This is a genomic window from Pantoea sp. C1E2, assembly GCF_056491465.1.
On sequence record NZ_JBSZHT010000004.1, the window covers coordinates 514,441 to 540,108 of the forward strand.

The window sequence follows — 25,668 nt, forward strand, 5'->3', positions numbered from 1 at the left end:
TCTCGATAGATAATTCGGTTGTCATTTCGGATCTGTCTTTACCGTAATGCGTTGAGCACGCTGGCGAACTCACCTTACGCAGTCTACGGTTAATAAAAAAACCATAACAATTCAACTTACCATGGAAAGCCGCTATGACCGCCCATGTCGACATCACAGCAAGCCAGGAACACGAACTTCACTCTTTGCAGCAATTATTGCAGGCGCATTTTGAGCAATTGCTGCCTGCGGGCCAGCCGACCGATCAGGTTCGTGCCGCAATGCGCGCCGGTGCGCTGGCGCCGGGTAAACGCATCCGTCCGCTGCTGCTGTTGTTGGCTGCGCGGGATATGGGCTGTAATGCATCGCAACATGGCATTCTTGATCTCGCCTGCGCAGTTGAAATGGTGCATGCCGCGTCGCTGATCCTCGATGATATTCCCTGCATGGATAATGCTCAGATGCGACGCGGTCGCCCAACGGTACATCGCGAATTTGGCGAAAGCGTGGCGATTCTGGCAGCGATTGCCCTGCTGAGCCGCGCCTTTGAAGTGATCGCCGTTGCGCCAGGTTTAGCCGACCTGCAGAAATCAGAGGCGATTGCCGAACTCTCTTCTGCCGTGGGTTTACAAGGTTTGGTGCAGGGCCAATTCCAGGATCTGCACCAGGGCACGCAATCGCGTAGTCCGGAAGCCGTGGCACTCACTAATGAACTCAAAACCAGCGTGCTGTTCCGAGCCACCTTGCAAATGGCGGCGATTGCCGCGGAAGCAACCCCCGCTATGCGCCAGAAACTCAGCTACTTCGCGCAGGATTTGGGTCAGGCTTTCCAGTTGCTCGACGATCTCGCAGATGGCAGTAAACACACCGGTAAGGACATCAATCAGGATCAGGGAAAATCGACGCTGGTACAGATGCTCGGTTCTGAAGGGGCTAAACGCCGCTTGCGTGACCATTTGCGCAGTGCGGATGCGCATCTTGCCTGCGTCTGCCATCGTGGTATTGCTACCCGCCAATATATGCACGCCCTGTTTAATCAACAGCTGGCGATGTTTCACTGATCGCGGCGCTGCCAATGGGGCACTTTGCCGTGATTGCGCCACCACTGTACAGCCACTTCCACGCGCTGCAGGCGTTGTCGCAGACGCTGATTGCGCGTGGCCACCGCATTACCTTTGTCCAACAGGACGATGCACGCCACCTGCTTAGCGATGGATGCGTAGGTTTCAGCACTGTCGGTGAGCGCACCCATCCGCCCGGCTCTTTAGCGCGTGTATTACAGCATCTGGCCTCGCCACTCTCTCTATGGCGTGTAATCGGTGATATCGCGGACAGTACCGATATGCTGTGTCGTGAACTGCCAGCGCGCTTAACCTCGTTGCAAGTCGATGGTGTGATCGCCGATCAAATGGAGGCGGCAGGCGGATTAGTGGCCGAAGCGTTGCAACTGCCCTTTGTGTCAGTGGCCTGTGCATTACCGGTCAATCGCGAACCTGGCATTCCCCTGGCGGTGATGCCGTTTCGTTTCGGCCAGGATGATAAAGCACTGCAACGTTTTCAGGCCAGCCAGGATATTTATGATCGTCTGATGCAGCGCCATGGCGCGGTGATCAGTCACCATGCGCAAAAATGGGGATTGCCCGATCGCCACAGTCTGCATCAGTGTTTGTCACCGCTGGCGCAGATTAGCCAGCTCGTTCCAGCATTTGATTTTACGCGCCAGCATCTGCCCAACTGTTTTCATTCCGTTGGACTGCTGCGCGCATCAAAACCGCCCCGCGCAGCCACGGCCCCCTGGCCTGAGTTGCGACAGCCGGTGGTTTATGCCTCTTTTGGTACCTTGCAAGGCCATCGTTTTCGCTTGTTCCTGCATCTCGCGCAAGCTTGCCGCAATCAGCAACTCTCGTTAGTCATCGCCCATTGTGGCGGCCTGGACGCCGATCAGGTGCACCAGCTGGAGCGCGCCGGTGCCGCGTGGGTAACCGATTTTCTTGATCAGCAGGCCGCGCTGCAACATGCGCAACTGTTCATCACTCATGCCGGACTCAACAGCACATTAGAATCACTGGAATGGGGCACCCCGATGCTGGCGCTGCCGCTGGCTTTTGACCAGCCCGGCGTGGCGTCACGTATTGCCTGGCACGGCGTCGGGCATCGCGCATCTCGCTTTAGCCGCGTGCATCAACTGGAGCTGCACCTGCAGCAACTTCTGGCGGATGAGGGCTATCGGCTGCGGATCTCGCCGATTCAGGCGCAGCTTCAGCGCGCCGGTGGTTGCGAGCGCGCCGCAGACATTGTGGAGCAGGCATTAGGCCAGCAACGCGTTGTGCTGGCGGAGGCGACCTGATGCCCGAACAATATGACGTGATTTTAGTGGGCGCTGGATTGGCTAACGGACTGATTGCATTGAAGCTACGTCAAAGCCAGCCGCAGTTGCGTATTCTTTTACTGGAAAGCCACACGCATCCGGCAGGCAATCATACCTGGTCCTTCCATCAGGACGATCTCAGCCCTGAACAGCTTCACTGGTTACAACCGTTGATTGCCTATCGCTGGCCGGGTTATCAGGTGCGTTTCCCCGCACTGCGCCGAAATCTCAGCGGGGAATATTGCTCAATCACCTCTGCGGATTTTGCCCAACGGCTTTATGAGGTCATGACGGAAGATCTGTGGATCGATACCCCGGTGAATGAGGTGCGACCCACACAGGTCACCCTTGCAGACGATCGCGTGCTGCATGCTGCAGTGGTGATTGACGGTCGTGGCCTGCAACACACGCCGCATCTGCAACTCGGCTATCAGGCCTTTGTCGGTCAGGAGTGGCATCTGGCTAAGCCTCACGGTTTAACGCAGCCAATCTTGATGGATGCCACCGTCGATCAGCAGCAAGGCTACCGTTTTGTTTACACCTTACCGTTGAGTGCGGATCGTCTTTTAATTGAAGATACACACTACATCAATCAGCCCACGCTGGCAGAGCACACCGCGCGGCAGAATATCGCCGACTACGCCAAAGCGCACCACTGGCCATTGAGTCTTCTAGTGCGTGAGGAACAAGGTTCACTACCCATTACGCTCAGTGGCGATATTGATGCTTTCTGGCAGCAACAGCGTGGTCAGCCGTGCAGCGGGTTACGCGCAGGCTTGTTTCACGCCACCACCGGCTACTCATTGCCCACGGCCATGGCGCTGGCGGAGCGAGTCGCCCGGTTACTGCCCTGTGATGCGGCAACGCTCAGTCACGCCATCGAACAATTTGCGCGCGAGCAATGGCGAACGCAGCGTTTTTTCCGTCTTCTCAACCGGATGCTGTTTCTGGCTGGACGCCCGGAGCAGCGCTGGCGTGTGATGCAGCGCTTTTACCGGCTCGATGCCGAATTAATCAGCCGCTTTTACGCCGGGCAACTCCGCCTCAGCGACAAAGCGCGCATTTTATGTGGCAAACCGCCGGTGCCGATCGGCGAAGCGGTACGCGCACTGATGATGACCTCTTCTAAACCAGGGAAGAAATAATGACACGCACCTATGTGATTGGCGCCGGTTTTGGCGGCCTGGCGCTGGCTATTCGGCTACAGGCGGCAGGTATTCCCACCACGCTACTTGAGCAGCGCGATAAACCCGGCGGACGCGCCTATGTCTGGCAGGAACAGGGCTTTACTTTTGATGCCGGGCCAACGGTGATCACCGATCCCACGGCGATTGAAGAGCTGTTTACGCTGGCCGGAAAATCACTCAGCGATTATGTCGAGTTGATGCCGGTTACGCCCTTCTATCGTTTGTGCTGGGAGGACGGTAAGCAGCTAAACTATGACAACAATCAACCGCTACTGGAGCAGCAGATTGCCGCCTTCAATCCGGCCGATGTGGCAGGTTATCGCCAGTTCCTCGCCTACTCACGCGAGGTGTTTAAAGAGGGCTACCTGAAACTGGGCACTGTGCCTTTTTTGCATTTCCGTGACATGCTGCGCGCCGGGCCTCAGCTCGGCCGATTGCAGGCCTGGCGCAGCGTTTACAGTATGGTGGCGAAATTTATACAGGACGATCACCTGCGCCAGGCATTCTCTTTTCACTCGCTGCTGGTTGGCGGTAATCCTTTTGCAACGTCTTCGATTTATACCTTGATTCATGCACTGGAACGCGAATGGGGCGTATGGTTTCCGCGTGGCGGTACCGGCGCACTGGTGCAGGGTATGGCAAAGCTGTTTACCGACCTCGGTGGCGAACTGCTACTTAACGCTGAAGTAAGCCAGCTTGAGACGCAGGGCAATCGGATCAGTGCAGTGCAGCTGAAAGACGGTCGCCATTTTGCGGCTAAAGCCGTGGCATCGAATGCTGATGTGGTGCATACCTATGATCGGTTGCTGCGTGGGCACCCCGCCGCCGGTAAACGCGCCGCCACGCTGAAACGTAAACGCATGAGTAACTCGTTATTTGTACTTTACTTCGGTCTGAATCATCCGCATTCACAGTTGGCGCATCACACCGTGTGTTTTGGCCCGCGCTATCGCGAACTGATTGACGAGATTTTCAATAGCGACCAGCTTTCAGACGATTTTTCGCTTTATCTGCATGCGCCCTGCTCCAGCGATCCCTCACTGGCTCCGGCAGGCTGTGGCAGTTTTTACGTATTGGCACCGGTGCCGCATCTCGGCACGGCGGCGATCGACTGGCAACAGGAAGGACCGCGTTTACGCGATCGCATTTTTGCTTATCTGGAGGAGCACTATATGCCGGGACTACGTCAGCAACTGGTGACGCACCGCATGTTTACGCCGTTTGATTTTCGCGACACGCTGCACGCCCATCAGGGTTCAGCGTTTTCGCTGGAACCGATTTTGACGCAGAGCGCGTGGTTCCGCCCGCATAACCGCGATGCAGATATTGCTAATCTCTATCTGGTCGGCGCGGGCACGCACCCTGGCGCCGGCGTACCTGGTGTGATTGGCTCGGCGAAAGCTACTGCGCAGTTGATGAAGGAGGATCTTGCTGGATGAATCGCCAACCCTTGCTTGAGCAAGTGACTCAGACCATGGCGGTCGGCTCGAAAAGCTTTGCCACCGCCGCGAAATTATTCGATGCGCCCACGCGCCGCAGCACACTGATGTTGTATGCGTGGTGTCGTCACTGTGACGATGTGATTGACGGACAAACGCTGGGCGAAGGCGGTACACAGCATGTTGTGGAAGATGCCGAAGCACGCATGCTGCATCTGCAAATTGAAACTCGCCGCGCCTACAGCGGTGCGCACATGGATGAGCCGGCCTTTAAGGCGTTCCAGGAAGTGGCCTTGATCCACCAGTTACCTCCCCAACTGGCGTTCGATCATCTGGAGGGCTTTGCGATGGATGCGCGTGAGGCGCGCTACGTAACGTTCGAGGATACCCTACGTTATTGCTATCACGTTGCGGGAGTAGTCGGCCTGATGATGGCCCGCGTAATGGGAGTTCGCGATGAAGCGGTGCTGGACCGCGCCTGCGATTTGGGGCTGGCCTTCCAGCTCACCAACATTGCGCGTGATATCGTTGAGGATGCGCAGAATGGACGCTGTTACCTGCCGCAAAGCTGGCTGGATGAAGCGGGCTTAACTGGCCAGAACCTGGCCGATCCGCAACATCGCGCCGTCCTGGCGCCTCTGGCGGCGCGACTGGTGAGCGAGGCGGAACCCTATTATCACTCGGCACGCTCTGGTTTACCTGGGTTGCCGCTGCGCTCCGCGTGGGCTATTGCCACCGCGCGCGGCGTCTATCGTGAAATCGGTGTGAAGGTGCAACATGCGGGTGAACACGCCTGGGACACGCGACAACGCACCAGCAGCGGCGAAAAACTGACGCTGCTGGTGAAAGGTGCCGGACTGGCGCTTACTTCTCGGCTGACTCGTCCGGAGTCACGTCCTGAGGGGTTGTGGCAGCGTCCGCGTTAACAGACTTGTGGCGCTGTCTAAGCGCCGCCTGCAACTTATGCAACGGCGGCGCATAGAGAAAGCCGAATGAGACGCACCCCTCGCGCCCCCGCACCGCATGATGCATGCGGTGCGCCATATACAGGCGCTTAAGGTAACCTTTCCGCGGAATGTAGCGGAACGGCCAGCGCTGATGCACCAGGCCATCGTGCACCATAAAATAGAGTGCGCCGTACAAGGTCACGCCCGCGCCAATCCACTGTAGCGGCCAATAGCCGTTTACACCGATGTAAATCAGCGCAATCGCCATGAACATAAACACCACGGCATAGAGATCGTTTAGTTCAAACTTACCGTCGTGCGGTTCATGGTGTGACAAATGCCAGCCCCAGCCCCAACTGTGCATGATGTACTTATGCGACAGCGCCGCCACCACTTCCATCACCACCACTGACGCCAGCAAAATCAGCGTATTCCATAACCAATGCATCGTGCGTCCATTTGTGTTGAAAGGAGGCTTTAAAGGTGGACGCGGATGGAGGGAGAGGCAAGTCACCAACGCCTATTTTTGTAAGATTGATGGCAATTGCGTTTTCATACATACTCACCCACATTGCAACACGTGTACTCAACACGGGGGATTTATGCCTAATACCAGTGTTAAACAGAAAAAAACTGTCAGCGTTACCGTCGAACCGATGCTTTTGCAACAAGCCAGAGATGCCGGTTTAAACTTATCAGCGATTCTGACTGAAGCGTTGCGACAAGAAATACGGTTAGCAGCTTCAGAAAAATGGAAAAAAGAAAATAGTGCCGGTTTACAGGAACTGAACCGCATCACCGAAGAGCATGGTTTATTATCGGATGAATACAGGACGTTCTAATAATGCAGTACATGATTTATAACAACACCAGTAAAAAAAGTGCTTACCCTTACCTTGTCGATGTCCAAAGCGATATCATTGATGAGCTCACGACGCGTATTGTGATTCCCTTGTATCCCATGAATAGACTTCAGGCTGGTCAGGTAAAACGGCTTAATCCTGTTATCGAAATTGAGGGAGAAGGCTATCTCGTCATGACCCATGAAATGGCAAGCGTGCCTGCGTCTCTGTTAGGGAAACAAGTGATGGATGCCCGCCCTTACCGCCAGCGAATCAAAGATTCTATTGATTTTATCTTTGATGGATTTTGAAACTTTACATGTCAAACGTCCCTCGCTAGTATTCCCCCCTCTCAGCGGAAATGAACTGCTGCGTAAGCGTTAACGTCAATCAACGCACCATATGCAGAATCGTTCTGCCTCAACTCTATGGTGCGCAAATATGTCCCATACCGCTATTGCCCAAAATCCTGCCCTGCGACGCGCGGGTTTTTTCCTGTTTCTTTTGCTGCTTACTGCCGCCAATCTGCGCACGCCAATTACAGCCACCGGACCCATACTGGAAAATATCCGCGCCAGTTTTGGACTGAGCGCCAGCGCTGCCGGCGTGATCAACTTCTTACCGCTGCTGATGTTTGCTACGCTGGCACCGCCTGCTGCCTGGTTTGGTAATCGTTTTGGTCTGGAACGCAGTTTGTGGGGCTCACTGCTGCTGATCACGCTGGGGTCGCTGCTGCGCATTTCCGGCAGTGAAAACGCCATGTGGGCGGGCACGCTGATTCTGAGCTCCGGTATTGCTGCCGCCAACGTATTGCTGCCGCCACTGATCAAGCGTGACTTTACCGAGCACACAGCGCGCTACATCGGGTTGTATGCGATGGTGATGGGGATTTCAGCCAGTATCGCATCGGGCATTGCGGTGCCTTTGGCTGAGGCCAGCTCAGCGGGTTGGCGTCTGTCGCTCGCGGTGTGGTTAGTGCCGGCGTTTATCGCCTTGTTCGCCTGGCTGCCTTATCTGAAAAAATCGGGTCCGCAAACTCACGCGGCAGCAACCCACAGCGTGACGCGCTCGCCCTGGCGTTCGGCATTGGGCTGGCAGGTTTCGCTGTTTATGGCCAGTCAGTCACTGCTGTTTTATACCCTGATTGGCTGGTTCACGCCGTTTGCGCAAGACAACGGCATCAGTCAGATTGAAGCGGGCGGCATGCTGTTCGTCTATCAGATTGTTGCCATTGTCTCCAATCTCGCCTGCATGAGCGCCCTGAAGCGGCTGCGTGACCAGCGTGCCATTGGCTTTGTCGCTTCATCTTTGATTTTTACTGCAGTGCTCGGCTTGCTTTTGCTGCCGTCATGGTCGCTTTTGTGGTTGATTCTGGCTGGACTTGGCGCGGGCGCATCGCTGGTGATCAGCCTGTCGTTGTTTAATCTGCGCACCCAGGATCATCGCCAGGCATCGAAACTCTCCGGCATGGCGCAATGTGTCGGTTACGGGCTAGCAGCACTTGGCCCGCTGTGTTTCGGCATGCTGCACGATGCCAGCGGCAACTGGCTGGTGCCGCTGATCATGCTGCTGGCGGTCACCGTGGTTCAGATGGTGATGGCGCTACTGGCGGGCCGCGCCCGCCATATTTGATGTCAGGCCGATATCCGACTCTCCTGACGTTCGAGTTCACGCACTAGCGGAATCACTTCGCGGCCGAAGAACTCGACGTCCTCATGGAAGTGCAGAAATGCCAGCAGCAGCAAATCGACGCCTGCGCGCTTCAACGCTATGATGCGCTCGGCGATCTGTTGCGGGGTGCCGATTAAATTGGTCTTAAAGCCGTCGTTATACTGCACCAGATCTTCAAACGACGATTTTGCCCAGTTGCCCTCACCTTCTGGTGACGCACTTCCTGCGTTTTTCACCTCATACTGGAAACCTTTAACGGCATCCGGATTGGCTTTTGCGATGATTTCCTGCAATACAGCCTGGGCTTCCTGCTCAGTATCACGTGCGATGACAAATCCGTTTAAACCGATTTTAACCTGATGTCCGTTGGTGTCTGTTTTCGCCTGAATGTCATCAACTTGCTGTCGCACACCTTCAGGCGTATTGCCGTTAGTGAAATACCAGTCCGAAACGCGCGCCGCCATATCACGCGCTGCACGTGAGCTGCCGCCCTGGAAGATTTCAGGTAAGGGTGAAAGGGGTTTAGGTTTTAACGCGTAGTCGCGGAATCGATAAAAATCTCCTGCAAAGGTGAAACTGCCTTCGCGCCAGATACCTTTAAGGCAACGAATAAACTCTTCTGACCTTAAGTAACGCTCTTCATGATCGAGCCAGGGCTCGCCTATCGCTTTAAATTCTCCGCGGAACCAGCCGCTGACAATGTTAACGGCAATGCGTGGACCGTAAAGATGGCTGATGGTAGCAATCTGCTTGGCGGCCAGCACGGGATTCCATGGGCCGGGCAGAAGCGCGGCAATCACTTTGAGCTTTGAGGTGTGGCTCAGCAAATCCTGCGAAAAGGTCACCGATTCATGCTGGTTATCAGCACCGTAACCAGCGGTAAATCGAATCTGCGTCAGGGCATAGTCGAACCCTGCCTTCTCAGCGATTTTTGCCAGTTCACGGTTATACTCCGCGTCCCAACGCGTGCGCTGTTCAATCTGACTGATCACTAATCCACCGGACACATTGGGCACCCAGTAAGCAAACTGCAGGGGGTTCTGTTCAGACATCGGCTTCTCCTGTCGATATATAGCCTAAAAGCATGAATTTTTGTTCGTTCCAATCCTTTCGATATATAGAGGGTCATGCAGTAGCTGTGCCAGAGTTGTGTGATGCTTAATCGATTGATTTTATTAAGATGAGAGCGATACTAAACAGCCGAGAAGTTGCACATACCACAGCAGTTGTTGATCATCCGCTGCAATTGCAACTGTTGCAGGAGTGTAAATTGAATCTTCGCGTTGAAAAAATCACCCCGGATATCCCTGGCTTTTCGCAATTAAAAGCAGAGAGCATGTACCTGGGATTTAATATGCTTCGCAGGCTCGATGACAACTGGCGAAACGGCACTAATCGTTTCGATCTTCCCGGCGAAAAGCTGTTGGGGCTGTTTTCAGACAATGAACTGATTGGCGTTGGCGGCTTGAACCAGGACCCATTTATGGCGAATTGTCGGGCTGGCAGGGTTCGTCATCTTTATCTGGCTCAACGCTATCGCGGTATGAAGCTGGGAACGTTGTTACTGCAACAGATCATTAAGGATGCCGAAATCCACTTTGCATTGATTAATTCCCATGCACCCAGCACAGCGTTTTCATTTTATGAACGGGCGGGTTTTCATTGCTTAGTGGATCAGGAGATCAGCACGCATCGGCTACAACTCATTGTCGCTGCTGAGTGAGCGTGTTCCTCTTCTCTAACGCGCAGATCAAATCCTGAATCAGCGGCCTGTTATCGTCCTTCCGCCAGACGGCATATAAGGTGATATCCAGCGGCAGCCAGGGCAGCATCACCAGCGAAACGGTATCAGCCACCCGACTCGCTAGGCTTTGCTGAATGAACGTGAAACCCAGCCCCGCTTCAACGCAGGCCAGGGCAGCCATCGGCCCGCTCACCTCGAAGGTAATATCCGGCTGAAAACCAGCTTGTTCACATGCCTCAAGCAATCGTGCACGGGCGGCTGGGTTCAGTTGTGCGTGATCGGCTATCCAGCGTTGTTTTTGTAAATCAGCGGGTGTGGGTGCTGCGATGGCCTGAGCTTTTGGCATCGCTAGCAGGATCGGTTCTGTCAGCACTTGTTTCTGTGAAAACAGGTTGCCTTTTTCTGGAGGGGTATGCAGCAGCGTGACATCCAGCGCCTTTTCCTCGAGCAGTTCGCGCTGTTGTCTGGAACGCATGGCGTGCAGATGTATCGCGATGCCTCTCATCTGATCAATCCGCGCAATCGCCTCTGGCAGTATGCGTGAGTGTATCGCCGCCTCAACATAACCGATATCCAATCGTCCAATATCAACCTGCGTCAGGGTGCGACCGTAATCGGCGAGACGCGCGTGGTGTTGCAGAAAAGGGGTAACCTCATCCAGAAATTTTCGCCCGGCTTCCGTTAACCGCAGGCGCTTTTTCTCACGATGAAACAGCGTGACACCTAACTCACTCTCAAGTTGTTGGATTTGCCTGCTCAGTGGGGATGCCGAGATATGCAGTTTTTCCGCCGCCTGACCGACATGTTCCAGCAGCGCCACAGTGGCGAAAGATCGCAGTAATTTAATGTCCACAGCTATTTTGGTCTCAACTCAGTCGAAAATGATGATAGTCACACCCATCGGTTCACTGCAATATTTCATTGGTAATGCAGCTTAATGATTAAACAGTGTTTTCTCTTCCGATGATGAACAAGGCGATAATGATGGGTAAACCCTCCTCCTCTCTGCGCGTGGGCAAGTATCTGATCACGGCGATCAGTGACGGCACTATGAAAGCCAGCCTGGTGCTGCTCTCCGGCATTGATATCCCCGTAGCAGAGTCAATACAAGAGCAATCGGGTATCGATGTGCCGGGTGATATTCATATTTATTGTTATCTGATTCGCGGTGAAGGACGCACGATCCTGATCGATAGCGGTATGGGTGCCGTCAATCATATTGGCGGGGAATTACAGCCTAACTTAATAGCATTGGGTGTTGACCCCAAAGCCATTGATACCCTGTTGCTGACGCATTGCCATCCCGATCATATTGGTGGCTTACTTAATGCCAACGGGCAACCCGCCTTCGTGAACGCGCAACTCTATTTGCCTCCGGCTGAAGCGGCATTTTGGCTGGATGACAAAAGACTCGAAACAATGAACGAACGAACGCAAAGAAATGCCTTGCTGGTGCGTCGAACGATGGATGCTTATCGGCCCAATCTGCACCTGATTGAGCAGGACAACATCAATGCCGATATTCGGGCCATCAATTTACCCGGCCACACTCCGGGCCATACCGGATATCTGATTGATTCATGCGATGAGCGTTTACTGATCTGGGGCGATATTGTGCACTACCCGCATATTCAGTTAGCCCGACCAGAGGTTTCCATTTCCTTTGATAACGATGCGGCACTGGCCGAAGCCACGCGCAAATCAATTCTCGAACAGGTTTCAAGGGACAAAACGCGGGTAGCAGGCATGCATTTTGGCGCATCGGCATTTGGCTATATTGAGGGTGATGTGCACTCCGGTTATCTGCTGCGGCCAAAAACTGATTAAGACGCTGAGCTGTGAAAGTCGTTGACGGTGCCACGCGTCAGATCATCCTGCGTGGTCGCTGTAAGAAAGGCTTCCAGCAGCCCGGGGAAGCGCGCGTTCAGATCGTCACGACGCAGTGATAACAGATTTTCACGGCCGGAAGGCTTCTGCCAGATGACACCACTGTCACGCAGCACGCGCCAGTGATGGGTTAAAGTGGATTTGGACACGCCTTTGAGCAGCGATCCGCAGGTATGATCACCGCCATCCGCCAGGATATTAACCACGCTCATGCGCATCGGGTTGCCGAGCGCGGCCAATACATTTTCCAGACGGATTTCATCGCGCTGCGGGTGATTCTCCAGCATAAGCTGCCTCATGATAGTTCGTATAAATACGAAGTATCGGGCAGCTTATGCTGGATGTACAGCGCGGCGGCACACCGCGCTGAACGCCTACTGACTGATGGTCTGTTTCAACGCGGCAATTGATGAGGTGACGCCCGCTTCCACCGACATGGTGAGATCTTCCATCTCCAGTGAAACCCAATCGTTGTAGCCCATCATACGGACCACCGAGAAGAACTCTTTCCACCACTGCAGATCCTGACCGCAGCCTACAGCCACGTAGTTCCAGGCACGGTTTGCCACATCTTCAACCGGCTTGGTCTCCAGCAGGCCGTTGATATTGACCAGACCCCGTTCCATTCGTACATCTTTGCCGTGGCAGTGATGAATCGCCGGGCCCAGTGCCCGGGCTGCAGCGATCGGATCGGCACCCATCCACAATAAATGGCTAGGATCGAGGTTCAGTCCCACCATGTCTCCCACCGCATTACGCAGACGGAACAGTGTTTCCGGGTTCCACACCAGCATGGAACTGAAGTTCTCCAGCGCAAACTTCTCAACCCCACTCTGCTTCGCGCGCGCCACCAGCCCTTGCCAGTAAGGAATAGCCACTTCATTCCATTGATAGTCCAGGCAGTTTTTCAGTGTCGGCGGCCAGCTCACGGTATAGGTGATCCAGTTAGGAATGGTGTCATGCGGGCTGGCAGGCGGTAACCCACTCATCATGACAATTTTCTTCACCCCCAACTCACCCGCCAACGCCAGGGCATTTTCAGTATCGCGTTTATGCTTTTGACCAAGTTCACCGGGATCCAGCGGGTTGCCCGATACATTCAGGGCGGCAATCGACATCCCGCGACTTTCCAGTGCTTTCAGCAGGTTCTGACGCTGCGTGGCGCTGGCCAGTAACGCTTCTGTCGGTAAATGCGGCGCAGAAGACCAACCGCCCGTCGTCATCTCAACGCCGTATACGCCCAATTCCAGCAGCTTATCCAGCATTTGTTCAAACGGCAGATGCCCCAGGCTATCGGTACAAAATGAGAGTTTCATGGCAATCCTTATTGGTAGTTGACCCAGCTCGCGCCGTTGTCGGCGGAACGAACGCAGTTCTCGATCCAGCGCACGCCTTCCAGTCCGGCATTGATGTCGGGATAGATCAGGTTATCAAGCGTGTGCTGGTCGCCACGCTGCGTCGCGCTAATGGCGATGGCAAACTTCAGATAGATGTTGGCCCATGACTCGGCCAGACCTTCGGTGTGCAGTGCGCCAAGGCGCTCATCCGCCAGTGCACTTTCATGTAGATACGGCATACCATGATGCATGACTTGATTTGGCTGACCTTGTACCTGGTATTTCAGCTCGCCGGGGTTGTAATCACTCCACTCCAGACTGGCGTGTGAACCGATAATGCGAATGCTCTGGCTGTCCATTGAACCGGCATTGATCGATGATGCCCACATGCGCCCTACTGCGCCGTTGTCGTAATGCATCAACACCATGGCGTTGTCTTCCAGTGGCGCGCGTGAGGGGATAAAGCTCTGACGATCGCACAGCAGCGATTTGACTTTCAGCTGCGGCAGCACCAGCTGCGAGATGTAGAAGGTGTGAGTCGAAATATCGCCCAGCACAAACGAGGGACCGGCAATTTTCGGATCGACACGCCATTTCTGCGCTTCGCTAAACTTATCGGCGCTGTCATTGGCGCTGAAGCCGTGGGTGTATTGCAACTCCACCATACGGACTTCACCGATGTCACCGTTGGCAATCATCGCTCGCATCTGCATCAGCAAAGGATGCCCGGAGAAGCCGTATGTCACGCCGACAATCAGCTTTTTCGCTTCTGCCAGCGCTTTAATCTCCTGTGCCTCCGCGCTGGTGAAGAACAGCGGCTTTTCACAAATCACATGAATGCCGGCATTGAGTGCCGCTTTAGTGATTTCAAAATGAGTGCCGTTAGGGGTAGCGATTGAGACGACTTCCACCCCATCGTCACGCTTTGCCTCTTCCTTAAGCAGCTGCTGGTAGTTGTCATAACAGCGCTCGGGTGCCAGGCCAAGATTGACGCCAAATTCACGCCCGCGCTCGCTATCAATATCAAATGCGCTAGCCACCATCTGATAGGCCGTATTATCTCGCAAGGCACCGGAGCGGTGTTTATAACCCACCTGGCTCAGGCGACCTCCGCCTATCATTGCCCAGCGAAGTGGGCGCGGAATACTTTTCTCACCATTCAGCATAGAGATTCCTGTAATTTTGCACCCGGGTGCAAAATGAGTTGAGGGTTGATGTTCTGATCCGTCACTGTTGATTCTTGTTATTTTGCCGGTCACCAGGGTGGATCGCTGTGCCAGCAAAGCCCTGGCAGATACGATGCAACCGAGTGCAAATAGTTAAAGAAGCCAGCCATTCAAGGATGATTCTTGCGCTATATAGCGCAAAATGTCAGCTATGCCGACATTTTAGTCAATGTGGCAAAATGCAATTCAGCGAGAAAGATCACAAATACACTTAAATTTGCACCCGATTGCAAAACTCATTGCAATCGGGTGCAAAGATCAAACATAATCGTAACATCATAAAAACAGGGTTATTTGACGGCATTTGCATCACATCTCTGCGCTTAGGTGTTTATTTTCAGTTGGCTTTAACGTTCAATGCTAGGGTCTCCGCCTTTTTATCCCTACGCAGGTGCTATGAGTAAACCAACAATTAAGCCCCACAAAGCCACAGCGAGTGATGTCGCGCGTCTTGCAGGCGTCTCAAAATGGACCGTGTCACGCGCTTTCACGCCGGGCGCCTCCATCTCTGATAAAGCGCGCGAGCAGATAGTGAAGATTGCGGCAGAATTGGGCTATCGCCCCAACCTGTTGGCGCGCAGCCTGTCGCAGAAGAAAACGCACATTATCGGTGTGGTGATCGATGAGATGAAGAATCCTCACTCCATGCTGATGCTTGACACGGTAACCCGGCAGTTGCAGCAACGTGGCTATATGGCGTTGTTGCTGAATATTGGTAGCGGAAAAAATTACAGCGCCGTGCTGACACTTGCCGATCAGCTACAAGTGGATGGCCTGCTGTTTCTCGGCACGGTGTTAACGGACGAACTGATCGGCGTGGCGCGAGAGATGCATCAAATTCCGCTGGTGCAGGTGTGCCGAAACAATGATGAGCCCGATATTGATGTGGTGAACGTTGACGGCTTGCGCGCAGGAAAACAGCTCGGCGAGTTGCTGCTGGCACAGGGTTACACCCGTATCGGCTATATGATGGGCCCGGAAACCAGCAGCCATCACACTCAGCGTCTGGATGGCCTGCAACTGGCACTCCAGCAGGCCGGATTGACGCTGGAATTGTTACTCACCACGGGCGTGTATTCGCGTGAGCGCAGTTATGAGGTGCTGAGTGATTATCTCAACTCACACGCGCCACAGCAGCGGATTGATGCCCTGTTTTGCGAGAACGATATCCTCGCCCTCGGCGCATTGACTGCGCTACGTGAGCACGCGGGTAACCGTTTTATGGCTGTGGTGGGCTTTGATGATATTGACGAAGCCAGCTTACCGAGTTGGCAGCTGACAACATTCAGTCAGCGCGTGGATTTAATTGTCACTGAAGCCCTTAACCGGCTGATTGACGGAAAGGCCACTCCAGGTGGTGTTTGGTCTCAGGGAGAATTGCGGATACGACGCTCTCACCTGAAACCCTGAGTTAACTAGGAGGAGAGATGAAGTTGTCATTGCATGGTGTTTCTGTCTGGTACAGCAATGCCGTTACTCAGTTGCGCATCGCCCATGAGACAGGCTACAGCGGACTGGAGATTCTGCCTGAACATTTGAACCGCTATCTGGACAACGGCGGCAGTTACGCGAAATACCGCGAGCTGCTGGCGAAGTATCAGATTCAGATCACCTGCATCAATGCCCTGAAACGTATTGGTCGCTTCCATCCTGAAGAACGTGCCGCCCTGCTGCGTGAAGCCGAAAAGGTGGTGCAATCGGCGGTGGAACTGCGCTGTCCGGTGGTGCAAATTATGGCGCTGACTGAATTAGATCATCTGCCAGACGCCGCACGCGATGCCATCCTGCTGGAGAACCTCTCTGCTATCGCCGATATCGGCAAGCCACACGGCATCAAATTTCAGATCGAAGTGGTGGCTTTCACCGCTTTCAATTCCCTGCAGCACGCGTTGGATCTGATCAAACAAAGCGGCAAAGACAATCTCGGTGTGGTGGTCGACTTCTGGCATCTGCATGCTGGCGGCGGCACCACGCCAGAAGAGGTCTCGCGTATGGATAAAGATCTGATTTACGGCGTACATTTCTGTGACGGTCGTGCGGCACATCCGGGAGAAGCCTGGGACGAATGGGTGCAGCGTAATTACGCGCCAGGTGAAGGCGATGTCGATGTTCCGGCTTGGGTAGCCGCGGTGAAAGCCACAGGATATAACGGCGTCTGGTCACCGGAATTACTCAGCCCCAAAAACTGGGAAGATGACCTCTGGGATATTGCACGCCACAGTATCAATGATATGAATAAATATATTAATTAAATAATAAAGGAAACCTGAATAACGGGTTATCCGTGAAGACATTTGGCAATGGCGGGAAAACTCCAGCCTGGGTGCGCGCATATTGATAAACAATAGGCGTGCACCGTCTTTGAATACCTTCTGAGAACCAATAATAACGAACGCGGATTCGTCGTGGACGCCTGCGCGCTATTTGGTGCGTGGTTGGCCTATGTCTGAATGTCCGGAACGTCGTGCTCTGTCAATATTAATCTGCCGTGTCCATCAATCGATGGAATGATTAAGGGAAAGAAGTATGAACCGAAGAGAAGCGCTCTTTTCGCTGAGTGGTATTGTCGCCTCACTTGCCGTGGCACCACAACTGCGTGCCAAAGAGCTGCACAATGTGCCGCTGGAAACCCGACTCAGTGCCGACCATCTGCCACAACCCGCATGGCAAAACGGTTACCAGGTGCTCACCAACCCGCTGGATCGCCAGAATCTGCAAGCCATTTTTGATCGTCTAATCCCTGCCGATAAACTGGGTCCTTCAGCCAGTGAAGCAGGCTGTATTGAGTTCCTCGATAACCAATTAGCGGGGGATTATGGCTCAGGTGCTGCGCTCTATTTGCAGGCACCGTTACATCCGGAAAACGAAGAGGCAATGATGGGCAGCCCCCAGTTCCTCTCTGCGCCAAAAGAACGTTATTTAACCGGCCTGAAAGCACTGGAAATCTGGGCACAAAAAAATCATCAATCTTCCTTTCATGCATTAAATGCAGAGCAGGTTGATGACTTCCTCATGAAAATGGAAGACGGAAAAATCGATTTAGGCACAGACGTGAACAGCCAGGCTTTTTTTGAATTAATGCTGCAAAACGCTCGCGAAGGTTATTTAGCGGATCCGATTTACGGCGGCAATAAAAATATGGCGGGCTGGAAGATGATTGGTTTCCCGGGCGCTCGCTATGATTATCGTCCTTATATCGAACGTCGCAATGAAAACCTGGCACTTATTCCTGTCAGTCTGATCCCCAACGATTAATGAGCCGGAGCTGATTCAATGACTTTAGAAAGAAACAAGGCTGACGTGGTCATCGTTGGTATGGGTTGGGCCGGTTCGGTGATGGCCGAAGAGTTAACCCGCGCCGGATTAAATGTCGTGGGCATTGAGCGTGGTGCATGGCGAGATACCTCCACCGATTTCCCGGTGGCCATTGATGCCGATGAACTTCGTTTCCATACGCGACGTAAAATTTTGCAGCCGATGAGCGTGGAAACCACCACCTTCCGTAATCGCAGCGACCAGCTTGCTGCGCCAGTACGTAACTGGTCGGCGTATCAATTTGGCTGGAACGTCGGGGGCGCAGGCACCCACTGGGCGGGGATGTCGTGGCGTTTCACCCCGTGGGATTTTGAAGTAGCAACGCAGACCCGTGAACGTTACGGCGCGAAAAAGATGGCCGGCTTGCAGCTGCAAGACTGGGGCGTAACCTACGACGAGATGGAACCGTTTTACGATCGCTTCGAGCGCATCGCTGGCACCTCAGGCTACGCTGGAAATCTGAACGGTGACAAACGCCCGGGCGGCAACGTTTTTGAGGGCGCACGCAAACGGGATTATCCGACGCCGCCGCTTAAAGACACGCACTGGATGAGCAAATACCGTAAAACCACCGAGAGCATGGGTTATCACCCTTTCACCGTGCCTGCTGGTAACCTGTCTCAGGCTTACGTCAATCCGCTCGGCGTCAGCATGGGCCCCTGTACCTATTGCGGTTTCTGCGATTTTCACGGCTGCGGCAACTTCTCCAAATCGTCACCTCAGGCCTGCATTTTACCGATACTGATGCGCCGCCCTAACTTCACACTGCTCACCGAAACCGAAGTGCTGCATGCAGTGAAGCATGAGGATGGCAAAACGGTGAAAGGCGTGAAGTTCATTACTCAGGATGGCGTAGAAGGTTTCCAGCTTGCTGATGTCGTCTGCTTCACCGCTTACCAGATGGACAACGTGCGCCTGATGCTGCTATCCGGTGTCGGTGAGAAATACGATCCGCTGACCGGACGCGGCACCATTGGCCGAAACTACAACTATCAGACGTGTTCAAGCGTTACCGGCTTCTTCGATAACGAATACATGAACCCGTTTATCGGTGGCGGCGCGTTAGCGGTGCAGATTGATGATTTTAACGGCGACAATTTCGATCACAGCGACCTCGATTTCATTGGTGGCGCAGGCATCATGGGCTTCTCCACCAATGGCCGCCCGATTCAGAATATGAACGGTTTGCGTCCCGGTACAAAACGCTGGGGCAGCGAATGGAAAGCCGGTTATGCGCGTGATTATCAAACGGCGGGCACCATCTTCTGCCAGGGCACGTCAATGCCAATGCGCGAAGCCTATCTCGACCTCGATCCCAACTACAAAGATCGCCACGGCCAACCCCTCCTCCGTCTGACATTCGACTGGAACCAGAATGACCAGCGCATGGCGAAGTACGTGACCGACCGCGCGATCAACATCATGAAAGAAGTGGGTGGCCAGCACATCGTGGTCGACAACCAGGCCGAAAAAAGCTGGAACCCCTATATGCAGCACAGTTCGCACACCATTGGCGGCGCGGTGATGGGTGCCGATCCCAGAACCTCAGCACTCAACCCGTATTTGCAAAGCTGGGATGCGCACAACCTGTTTGTGGTCGGTGCGTCAGCCTTCCCCAATAACGGCGGTTACAATCCCACGGTGACTGTGGGGGCGCTGGCGGTGCGCGCGGCGCAAGCCATCCACCAGAAGTACATCAATAATCCGGCACCGCTGGTGGGAGCATAATCATGGCGAAGGCAAAGAAAATCACCTATACCCTCGCCGCATTAGCCGTGATTGCAGCAATTGGCGTGACCGGCAGAATGTGGGTGGTGATGGACAGCTCACGTTCCAATGTGGCGGATGATAAGGTCAAACTGGCCGATTTTCACAGCAGTGATGCGGATGCCATCAAGCGTGGCGAATATGTGATGCGCCTCGCCGACTGCGCGGCGTGCCACAATGCGGATTTCTCAGGCGGCTACAAGATCGACACGCCGTTTGGTGCATTGCAAACCTCCAACATTTCCCCCGATCGTGAAACCGGCATCGGTAACATGACGGAGCGCGATTTCTTTAATGCAGTACGCCAGGGGCGCGGCGAACACGGCTTCCTTTATCCAGCGATGCCTTACACCGCGTATACGCAGATGAGCGATGAAGACATGCACGATCTCTGGGCCTACTTCTCCGCGCAACAACCCGTTAAAAATGCCATCGACGAAAATGCCGGCATGAATTTCCCGTATAACATTCGTCTGGCAATGGCAGGCTGGAACCTGTTGTTCTTTGATAACAGTGCCTTTAATCCCCAGACCGCCCAGAACGATGCCTGGAATCGAGGCAAATACATTGTGGACGGTCCCGCGCACTGTAGCGTTTGCCACACCGCGCGTAATGCGTTGGGAGGAGAGATCAGCAGCCAGTATCTGCAAGGCGGCAACCTGGGCACCTGGTATGCACCCGACATCTCTCCCAATCCTCATGCAGGCATCGGCAAGTGGAGTGATGAACAGATCGCGGATTACCTGAAAACCGGCTCCAACGGTGAAAGTGTGGCTGCCGGTCCGATGGCCGAAGCGGTCGAACATTCCACGCAGTATTTCAGCGAGCCGGATCTCAAAGCCATTGCCACCTATTTGCGCAGCCTGCCGGCCTCATCCACGGTCAGACCGACTGCGTTCGTGATGGATAAGGCGAAACACGATCGGGCCGAGCTTCGCTATGAGGTGGATTGCTCAGCCTGTCATGGATTGTCGGGCGAAGGGATCACCGGAATGGTGCCGGCCTTTGCCGGTAATAACGCGATGCAGAACGATCCGACCAACATGATTCACGCAATGCTGGATGGCGCACGCGCGCCGCACACTGAAGGACGACCCACGTCTGCTGGCATGCCCGCCTTCTCGTGGAAGTTGGACGATCAAGAGATGGCCGATGTACTCAACTATGTGCGTAATTCGTGGGGTAACGAAGCAGCCGAGGTAAAAGCCAGCGATGTGGCCGTGCTGCGCAAAGCCACGGATGCGGGGGACAAGCTTAAAGTGCCGGCAATGAAGTAACGGCTTCTTGTAGGTGATAAATGCGCCGCTATTCCTTTCTGTGTGATGAATAGCGGCGCAAAATTTTGGGGTTCACTTCAACTTTTGCGCCGCTCAGGTGTTCACTTACAGCAGGCTTTCTGTATCACTCCCCTCATCCAACAGTCATTAAACCTGAAGGCAATTTCGATAAACCGGCTTCCCAGTTTTGTGCACGCTGACGTCACTCATAGGGGCGGGATTAGCGCAGCAGTTGGGTAATTCCCCACAGCGCTAATGCGTGATCGTCTTCGGAGGGTAACCCGCTGATAGTGACGGCACCGATGATCGCGCCCTGCGGGCTGAGCAGTGGGAAAGAGCCACCGTGGTCAGTGTAATCTTCCTGGCGAATGTTGCGCTGCTGCGCCATACGTTCGCCCTTCTGCTCATTAGCAAACCCCACGTACATCGAAGAGTGGCCGGTCAACAGCACCGTGTTGCGTTTACGGCGCATCCACTCAAGGTTTTCGGGAGCGGAACCGGGTAATGCGGCCAGAAACAGCACCTGCCCGAATGCATAGACTTCGATAGCAATGGGTGCATTTATTTCGCGGCCACGCTGTTGAATGCCCTGACCAATTTGCCACGCCAGATCGAAATCAAACTGTGGCAGACGATGCTCAGCCTCTTGTTGTAGCAGAGTTTCTAATGAAGGCAGTGAAGACATTGATAGGATCCTCTCAATATGAAATTTATTTTCCACTTTTTATAACATGGAACATATTTTTCGCATGTGATGAAGATCGCAGTTCAACGTGGGTTAACCAGAATCGCGCGGCACCATGGTGAATCCCATATCAATAATCGGATTTTCTACCCTTTGATTTTGCAGGCGCTTTAGCAATTGCTCTGCAGCAAGCTCGCCCATACGCTGCCGATCGATACGCACTGTTGTAATCGCCGGATAATTTGCCGCGGCAAAATCCAGATCGCCGAAACCGATCACCGCCACCTGTTGTGGAATGTTTAAACCACGCGCCTGCGCCGCCATTAACGCGCCCTGCGCCAGCGTGTCTGAACTGCATACCAGCACGTCGACCTCTGGATGCTGATCAAGCAGTTGCGAGCAGGCTTCACGGCCACGAGCCATCAGCGCCGGAAGTTGTACGGGCATGTCGACCAGCGGGTTAATGTCCAATCCCGTTAGCGCATCCAGTAAGCCTTGTTTACGTTGCAGTGCGCGGCGGTCATCCGTCCATATCAGACCCGGCTTTTGATAACCGCGCTCGGCAAGGTAAGCGGCAACGCGGGCGCCGATCTTTTCATGGGAAAAACCCACCAGCATATCGATGGGTGTGGGCGTCATATCCCAGATTTCAACCACCGGGACGTTGGCCTGTAACAACACTTTTTTCAGCTGCGCGCTGTGATGAATACCGGTGAGTACAATGCCATCAGGTCGGCGGGATAGCAGCGTGGAGACGGTTTCGGCTTCTGTTTCTGCCTCGTAACCGGTGACACACAACAGCATGTGATAGCCCCGCGCACTCAGGCTGTCGTTCAGGCTTTGAATGGTGTCCACGAACATATTGTTGTTGATTTGCGGCACCACTATGGCAATCAGCCGACTGCGATTGCTCGCCAGGCTGCCCGCCTGCGCGTTTGGAATGTAACCTGTGGCGCTGATAGCCGCCTTCACTTTGGCGACGGTCGCTGGTCGCACCTGATGCGGGGAATTGAGCGCACGACTCACCGTCATCGGCGAGATTCCCGCGACGCGGGCGACATCTTCCAGCGTGGGAGCAGCGTTGCGCTCGGGATTGCGTTGTTTCATGGCGGCTCAGGATAGAGGCAGATAGCGCTAGCATAGCAGGCCGTAACCTCAAATCCAGCGCAGGACGTCATAAATGTTAGGGCTATCATTTAAGTTCACTGATTGTCCAATTTGTGATCGTGAATGCATTATTGAGCTTTGATATTGGCGCATAGTCTGCTTCGAACCAAAAATGTTAGCGCAATCATTTATAGGAGAACATCATGTCGAGTGTGAATTCCAGTGCCGTAAGCTATGCCAAAACAGCGGGAGCCGGTAACGCTACTGAGAGCGGTGACCGTATCGTTTGGGTCAATCTGTCATTGGCATTTTTGCCGCTGGCCACGCCGGTTAGCGATGCCAAAGTGCTGACCGGGCGCCAGAAACCGCTGACCGAAGTGGCGATCATCGTAGCAGAGATCGAAACGCGTGACGGCTTTCAGGGTATCGGCTTTAGCTACTCCAAACGCGCTGGCGGCCAGGGCATTTACGCCCATGCCTGTGAAATTGCCGATGCGCTGATCGGTGAAGACCCAAATGACATCGACAAGATTTACACCAAACTGCTGTGGGCAGGCGCGTCGGTGGGCCGCAGCGGCATGGCGGTGCAGGCGATTTCATCCTTTGATATTGCGCTGTGGGATATGAAAGCGCGGCGTGCCCAATTACCGCTGGCGAAACTGTTCGGCGCACATCGTGATTCCGTGCAGTGCTACAACACCTCGGGCGGGTTCCTGCATACGCCGCTTGACCAGGTGATCGAGAACGTGGGGATTTCGCGTGAAAATGGCATTGGCGGCATCAAACTCAAAGTCGGCCAACCGAATACCGCAGAAGACTTACATCGCCTCACGGCAGTGCGTCAGGCGCTGGGTGATAATTTCCCGCTGATGGTGGATGCAAATCAGCAATGGGATCGCGAAACGGCGATTCGCATGGGCCGTAAGATGGAACAGTTCAATCTGGTGTGGATTGAAGAACCGCTGGATGCTTATGACGTGGAAGGCCACGCTGCGCTGACTGCCGCGCTGGACACACCGATTGCCACCGGTGAGATGCTCACCAGTTTCCGCGAGCATGAGCAATTAATTTTGGGTAATGCCAGCGACTTTGTGCAGCCGGATGCGCCGCGCGTTGGCGGCATTACGCCGTTCCTGCAAATCATGGATCTGGCGGCACGTCATGGGCGTAAACTGGCTCCTCACTTCGCGATGGAGATTCACATTCATCTCGCCGCCGCCTATCCGATCGAACCCTGGCTTGAGCATTTTGAGTGGCTCAACCCGCTGTTCAATGAGCAACTGGAATTGCGCGAAGGCCGCATGCTGATCTCCGATCGCCACGGCCTGGGCTTCAGTCTCAGCGAACAGGCGCGACGCTGGACCACGCTGACACACAGCGTAGGTAAACGTCCTTAGTGTGTCTTTGCGCTGGCGTGACCGCTGAGCTGAGCCTTAGCCAACGTGCGCGCCAGAATGGAAGAGTACAGCGGCTTGCCGCCAAAGAATTGCGCGGCAAGCGTTGCGCCTAAACAGGTGATGATCATCGGCAGAATCAGCTGATAGTTGTTGGTCATTTCCAACACCAGCACAATGCCGGTTAAAGGCGCGCGCACTGAAGCGGCAAACAGTGCGCCCATGCCCGCCACGGCAAAGGTCGCAGCTTCCAATTGGTAGCCTGGGAACCAGTGAATGCACAGCTGACCAAAACAGGTGCCGAGCAAGGTGCCCAGCGTCAGCATCGGCGCAAAGATCCCACCCGGCGCGCCTGAAGAGAAGCAGCAGATCGTCACCAGCGTGCGCAGAGCGAACAGACCGAATAACGCCAAAGCGCTGTAACTTCCCGCGGAGAAGTCGGGAATCAGCGTGATACCGCCATTCACCGCCGCCGGCAGAAATAACCCGAGCACACCGCACAATCCCGCCAGCACACTGCCCCACATTACCCAGGCGGTGATGCGACCTTGATGCAAACGTTGAAAATGATCCTGCGCGAGAAAAATAAGGCGGTTAAATGCCACGCCGCAGCCGCCAAAAAGGATGCCGAGCAGCAAATAGAGCCAAAGCGTGTTGGTTGGCGCATCGCGTAACTGGCCGATGTTGATGATGGCTTCATTACCGTTGCACAACCGAAATACGATGCTGGAGACAATCACGCCGACAAACACCGCTTTAATTGAAATCAGGCTATAGCGAAACTGCGGACGCATCTCTTCGATAATAAACAGGATGCCGGCCAGCGGCGCATTGAACGCCGCCGACAATCCTGCCGCCGCCCCGGTAGCGATTAAGGTGTGACGGGATTCAGATGATTTGACGCGAAATAGATCCAGACACATGCCGCCAATATTGCCACCTATCTGCACGGTTGGCCCTTCACGCCCTAACACCATGCCCGAGCCCAGCGCGCCCATACCGCCGATAAACTTCACCGGCAGCACGCGCCACCAGCGCACAGGACGCAGCTCTTCCAGTGCCCCTTCGATTTCGGGTATACCTGAACCGCCCGCTTCCGGCGCGAATCGCCGCACCAGAAAGTAGCCCACGGCGCCGAGAATGGCGGCGACCAGAAAAGCACACAGGACTTTTAAAATCGGGTGCGTGACGGCGCTTTCCAGCCAGTTGAGGCGTAAATGCAGGATGAAATTGACCGAGCGGTCAAAAGCCACACCAACCAAACCGGTGAGCACACCGACCAGTGCGGCGAGCAACAATAAAGCCACGGGGGTTTTATCGCGACTCAACAGCTTTTGCAGCAGCATAAAGCGCCCGGCGCGCATCGCATTCTCAGGCTGAGTGGCATTTTGCGAAACAGACATGCAGATCCTCAATTACATCAGCGCCGCATTTCCCGCGACGAAAAGCCGTCAGCATAGCCAAAGCTGGCCATCGCGTAACGCAATCATTAGCAA

Annotated in this window: 25 protein-coding genes; 16 read left to right on the top strand and 9 right to left on the bottom strand. The window is 54.4% G+C overall.

From position 1 onward, the window contains the following. Positions 1–134: 134 nt before the first annotated feature. The 5 genes from ACXI0A_RS23950 to crtB are packed head-to-tail and all read left to right on the top strand — an operon-like array spanning position 135 to position 5,899. Complete coding sequence (locus ACXI0A_RS23950) at positions 135–1,040, top strand: polyprenyl synthetase family protein (RefSeq protein WP_476146635.1); 906 nt, start codon at positions 135–137, stop codon at positions 1,038–1,040. Between the two features lie 14 nt (positions 1,041–1,054). Beyond that, positions 1,055–2,326, top strand: a complete 1,272-nt coding sequence (locus tag ACXI0A_RS23955) for a glycosyltransferase (RefSeq protein ID WP_476146633.1) — start codon at positions 1,055–1,057, stop codon at positions 2,324–2,326. Then, complete coding sequence (gene crtY, locus ACXI0A_RS23960; RefSeq protein WP_476146631.1) at positions 2,326–3,492, top strand: lycopene beta-cyclase CrtY; 1,167 nt, start codon at positions 2,326–2,328, stop codon at positions 3,490–3,492. The genes ACXI0A_RS23955 and crtY overlap by 1 nt, the downstream gene beginning before the upstream one ends. Then, positions 3,492–4,973 carry a phytoene desaturase family protein gene (locus ACXI0A_RS23965; protein WP_476146630.1) on the top strand — a complete coding sequence of 494 codons (1,482 nt, stop codon included), beginning with the start codon at positions 3,492–3,494 and terminating at the stop codon, positions 4,971–4,973. The genes crtY and ACXI0A_RS23965 overlap by 1 nt, the downstream gene beginning before the upstream one ends. Beyond that, on the top strand, positions 4,970–5,899 hold the full coding sequence (crtB, locus tag ACXI0A_RS23970; protein ID WP_224932738.1) for a 15-cis-phytoene synthase CrtB: 930 nt from the start codon (positions 4,970–4,972) through the stop codon (positions 5,897–5,899). The genes ACXI0A_RS23965 and crtB overlap by 4 nt, the downstream gene beginning before the upstream one ends. On the opposite strand, the gene ACXI0A_RS23975 is transcribed toward crtB, so the two are convergent. Next, the gene (locus tag ACXI0A_RS23975) at positions 5,838–6,368 is read right to left on the bottom strand and encodes a sterol desaturase family protein (protein ID WP_224932739.1); all 531 of its coding nucleotides are present in this window, start codon (positions 6,366–6,368) and stop codon (positions 5,838–5,840) included. The genes crtB and ACXI0A_RS23975 overlap by 62 nt on opposite strands. 154 nt (positions 6,369–6,522) lie before the next feature. On the opposite strand from ACXI0A_RS23975, the gene ACXI0A_RS23980 reads away from it, so the two are divergent. The 3 genes from ACXI0A_RS23980 to ACXI0A_RS23990 all read left to right on the top strand — a co-directional run bounded on the left by ACXI0A_RS23980 (position 6,523) and on the right by ACXI0A_RS23990 (position 8,394). Beyond that, the gene (locus ACXI0A_RS23980) at positions 6,523–6,762 is read left to right on the top strand and encodes a type II toxin-antitoxin system CcdA family antitoxin (RefSeq protein WP_476146628.1); all 240 of its coding nucleotides are present in this window, start codon (positions 6,523–6,525) and stop codon (positions 6,760–6,762) included. Positions 6,763–6,764: 2 nt separating this feature from the next. Beyond that, positions 6,765–7,073, top strand: coding sequence for a CcdB family protein (locus tag ACXI0A_RS23985; RefSeq protein ID WP_476146626.1), 309 nt, complete (start codon positions 6,765–6,767; stop codon positions 7,071–7,073). A 130-nt stretch (positions 7,074–7,203) separates the two neighbouring features. After that, positions 7,204–8,394: an MFS transporter gene (locus tag ACXI0A_RS23990; protein WP_476146624.1), complete on the top strand. Its 1,191-nt coding sequence runs from the start codon at positions 7,204–7,206 to the stop codon at positions 8,392–8,394. 2 nt (positions 8,395–8,396) lie between these two features. Here the strand turns inward: ACXI0A_RS23990 and sfnG are convergent, their stop codons facing one another. Then, the gene (gene sfnG / locus ACXI0A_RS23995; protein ID WP_476146622.1) at positions 8,397–9,485 is read right to left on the bottom strand and encodes a dimethylsulfone monooxygenase SfnG; all 1,089 of its coding nucleotides are present in this window, start codon (positions 9,483–9,485) and stop codon (positions 8,397–8,399) included. A gap of 218 nt (positions 9,486–9,703) precedes the next feature. Here sfnG and ACXI0A_RS24000 point away from each other — a divergent pair, with 218 nt between their 5' ends. Continuing rightward, entirely contained in the window at positions 9,704–10,156 is a 453-nt protein-coding gene (locus tag ACXI0A_RS24000; RefSeq protein ID WP_476146621.1) for a GNAT family N-acetyltransferase, read from the top strand. Here the strand turns inward: ACXI0A_RS24000 and ACXI0A_RS24005 are convergent. Then, a complete protein-coding gene (locus tag ACXI0A_RS24005; RefSeq protein WP_476146620.1) occupies positions 10,137–11,030 on the bottom strand; it encodes a LysR substrate-binding domain-containing protein in 894 nt (297 codons plus the stop codon). The two genes, ACXI0A_RS24000 and ACXI0A_RS24005, sit on opposite strands and share 20 nt — an antisense overlap. Positions 11,031–11,158: 128 nt before the next feature. Here ACXI0A_RS24005 and ACXI0A_RS24010 point away from each other — a divergent pair, with 128 nt between their 5' ends. Further along, on the top strand, positions 11,159–12,004 hold the full coding sequence (locus ACXI0A_RS24010; protein WP_476146618.1) for an MBL fold metallo-hydrolase: 846 nt from the start codon (positions 11,159–11,161) through the stop codon (positions 12,002–12,004). Here the strand turns inward: ACXI0A_RS24010 and ACXI0A_RS24015 are convergent. From ACXI0A_RS24015 to ACXI0A_RS24025, 3 genes are all read right to left on the bottom strand, one after another. Continuing rightward, positions 12,001–12,351 carry a helix-turn-helix domain-containing protein gene (locus tag ACXI0A_RS24015; protein ID WP_476146616.1) on the bottom strand — a complete coding sequence of 117 codons (351 nt, stop codon included), beginning with the start codon at positions 12,349–12,351 and terminating at the stop codon, positions 12,001–12,003. The genes ACXI0A_RS24010 and ACXI0A_RS24015 overlap by 4 nt on opposite strands. Positions 12,352–12,438: 87 nt before the next feature. Then, complete coding sequence (locus ACXI0A_RS24020) at positions 12,439–13,380, bottom strand: TIM barrel protein (protein WP_476146614.1); 942 nt, start codon at positions 13,378–13,380, stop codon at positions 12,439–12,441. Between the two features lie 8 nt (positions 13,381–13,388). Next, positions 13,389–14,567 (bottom strand): Gfo/Idh/MocA family oxidoreductase, encoded by a 1,179-nt coding sequence (locus ACXI0A_RS24025; protein WP_476146612.1) that lies wholly within the window; start codon positions 14,565–14,567, stop codon positions 13,389–13,391. Between the two features lie 456 nt (positions 14,568–15,023). Between ACXI0A_RS24025 and ACXI0A_RS24030 the strand changes: the two genes are divergently transcribed. The 5 genes from ACXI0A_RS24030 to ACXI0A_RS24050 all read left to right on the top strand — a co-directional run bounded on the left by ACXI0A_RS24030 (position 15,024) and on the right by ACXI0A_RS24050 (position 20,986). Then, a complete protein-coding gene (locus ACXI0A_RS24030) occupies positions 15,024–16,037 on the top strand; it encodes a substrate-binding domain-containing protein (RefSeq protein WP_476146611.1) in 1,014 nt (337 codons plus the stop codon). A gap of 17 nt (positions 16,038–16,054) precedes the next feature. Further along, on the top strand, positions 16,055–16,879 hold the full coding sequence (locus ACXI0A_RS24035) for a TIM barrel protein (protein WP_476146609.1): 825 nt from the start codon (positions 16,055–16,057) through the stop codon (positions 16,877–16,879). Between the two features lie 274 nt (positions 16,880–17,153). Then, entirely contained in the window at positions 17,154–17,882 is a 729-nt protein-coding gene (locus ACXI0A_RS24040; RefSeq protein ID WP_476146607.1) for a gluconate 2-dehydrogenase subunit 3 family protein, read from the top strand. A gap of 18 nt (positions 17,883–17,900) precedes the next feature. Continuing rightward, the gene (locus ACXI0A_RS24045) at positions 17,901–19,670 is read left to right on the top strand and encodes a GMC oxidoreductase (RefSeq protein WP_476146605.1); all 1,770 of its coding nucleotides are present in this window, start codon (positions 17,901–17,903) and stop codon (positions 19,668–19,670) included. Between the two features lie 2 nt (positions 19,671–19,672). After that, complete coding sequence (locus ACXI0A_RS24050) at positions 19,673–20,986, top strand: c-type cytochrome (RefSeq protein ID WP_476146603.1); 1,314 nt, start codon at positions 19,673–19,675, stop codon at positions 20,984–20,986. A gap of 220 nt (positions 20,987–21,206) precedes the next feature. On the opposite strand, the gene ACXI0A_RS24055 is transcribed toward ACXI0A_RS24050, so the two are convergent. Beyond that, positions 21,207–21,671, bottom strand: a complete 465-nt coding sequence (locus ACXI0A_RS24055) for a heme-degrading domain-containing protein (RefSeq protein ID WP_224932755.1) — start codon at positions 21,669–21,671, stop codon at positions 21,207–21,209. A 93-nt stretch (positions 21,672–21,764) separates the two neighbouring features. Next, the gene (locus ACXI0A_RS24060; protein ID WP_476146601.1) at positions 21,765–22,778 is read right to left on the bottom strand and encodes a substrate-binding domain-containing protein; all 1,014 of its coding nucleotides are present in this window, start codon (positions 22,776–22,778) and stop codon (positions 21,765–21,767) included. Positions 22,779–22,978: 200 nt separating this feature from the next. On the opposite strand from ACXI0A_RS24060, the gene ACXI0A_RS24065 reads away from it, so the two are divergent. Beyond that, positions 22,979–24,175 carry an L-talarate/galactarate dehydratase gene (locus ACXI0A_RS24065; RefSeq protein ID WP_476147147.1) on the top strand — a complete coding sequence of 399 codons (1,197 nt, stop codon included), beginning with the start codon at positions 22,979–22,981 and terminating at the stop codon, positions 24,173–24,175. Here the strand turns inward: ACXI0A_RS24065 and clcA are convergent. Further along, entirely contained in the window at positions 24,172–25,575 is a 1,404-nt protein-coding gene (clcA, locus tag ACXI0A_RS24070; protein WP_476146599.1) for a H(+)/Cl(-) exchange transporter ClcA, read from the bottom strand. The genes ACXI0A_RS24065 and clcA overlap by 4 nt on opposite strands. Positions 25,576–25,668 lie beyond the last annotated feature (93 nt).

Bases quoted from the DNA above. Each gene is read 5' to 3' on its own strand.
- ACXI0A_RS23950 (WP_476146635.1), top strand. From the start codon at position 135: ATGACCGCCCATGTCGACATCACAGCAAGCCAGGAACACGAACTTCAC.
- ACXI0A_RS23955 (WP_476146633.1), top strand. From the start codon at position 1,055: ATGGGGCACTTTGCCGTGATTGCGCCACCACTGTACAGCCACTTCCAC.
- crtY (WP_476146631.1), top strand. From the start codon at position 2,326: ATGCCCGAACAATATGACGTGATTTTAGTGGGCGCTGGATTGGCTAAC.
- ACXI0A_RS23965 (WP_476146630.1), top strand. From the start codon at position 3,492: ATGACACGCACCTATGTGATTGGCGCCGGTTTTGGCGGCCTGGCGCTG.
- crtB (WP_224932738.1), top strand. From the start codon at position 4,970: ATGAATCGCCAACCCTTGCTTGAGCAAGTGACTCAGACCATGGCGGTC.
- ACXI0A_RS23975 (WP_224932739.1), bottom strand. From the start codon at position 6,368: ATGCATTGGTTATGGAATACGCTGATTTTGCTGGCGTCAGTGGTGGTG.
- ACXI0A_RS23980 (WP_476146628.1), top strand. From the start codon at position 6,523: ATGCCTAATACCAGTGTTAAACAGAAAAAAACTGTCAGCGTTACCGTC.
- ACXI0A_RS23985 (WP_476146626.1), top strand. From the start codon at position 6,765: ATGCAGTACATGATTTATAACAACACCAGTAAAAAAAGTGCTTACCCT.
- ACXI0A_RS23990 (WP_476146624.1), top strand. From the start codon at position 7,204: ATGTCCCATACCGCTATTGCCCAAAATCCTGCCCTGCGACGCGCGGGT.
- sfnG (WP_476146622.1), bottom strand. From the start codon at position 9,485: ATGTCTGAACAGAACCCCCTGCAGTTTGCTTACTGGGTGCCCAATGTG.
- ACXI0A_RS24010 (WP_476146618.1), top strand. From the start codon at position 11,159: ATGATGGGTAAACCCTCCTCCTCTCTGCGCGTGGGCAAGTATCTGATC.
- ACXI0A_RS24015 (WP_476146616.1), bottom strand. From the start codon at position 12,351: ATGCTGGAGAATCACCCGCAGCGCGATGAAATCCGTCTGGAAAATGTA.
- ACXI0A_RS24020 (WP_476146614.1), bottom strand. From the start codon at position 13,380: ATGAAACTCTCATTTTGTACCGATAGCCTGGGGCATCTGCCGTTTGAA.
- ACXI0A_RS24025 (WP_476146612.1), bottom strand. From the start codon at position 14,567: ATGCTGAATGGTGAGAAAAGTATTCCGCGCCCACTTCGCTGGGCAATG.
- ACXI0A_RS24030 (WP_476146611.1), top strand. From the start codon at position 15,024: ATGAGTAAACCAACAATTAAGCCCCACAAAGCCACAGCGAGTGATGTC.
- ACXI0A_RS24035 (WP_476146609.1), top strand. From the start codon at position 16,055: ATGAAGTTGTCATTGCATGGTGTTTCTGTCTGGTACAGCAATGCCGTT.
- ACXI0A_RS24040 (WP_476146607.1), top strand. From the start codon at position 17,154: ATGAACCGAAGAGAAGCGCTCTTTTCGCTGAGTGGTATTGTCGCCTCA.
- ACXI0A_RS24045 (WP_476146605.1), top strand. From the start codon at position 17,901: ATGACTTTAGAAAGAAACAAGGCTGACGTGGTCATCGTTGGTATGGGT.
- ACXI0A_RS24050 (WP_476146603.1), top strand. From the start codon at position 19,673: ATGGCGAAGGCAAAGAAAATCACCTATACCCTCGCCGCATTAGCCGTG.
- ACXI0A_RS24055 (WP_224932755.1), bottom strand. From the start codon at position 21,671: ATGTCTTCACTGCCTTCATTAGAAACTCTGCTACAACAAGAGGCTGAG.
- ACXI0A_RS24060 (WP_476146601.1), bottom strand. From the start codon at position 22,778: ATGAAACAACGCAATCCCGAGCGCAACGCTGCTCCCACGCTGGAAGAT.
- clcA (WP_476146599.1), bottom strand. From the start codon at position 25,575: ATGTCTGTTTCGCAAAATGCCACTCAGCCTGAGAATGCGATGCGCGCC.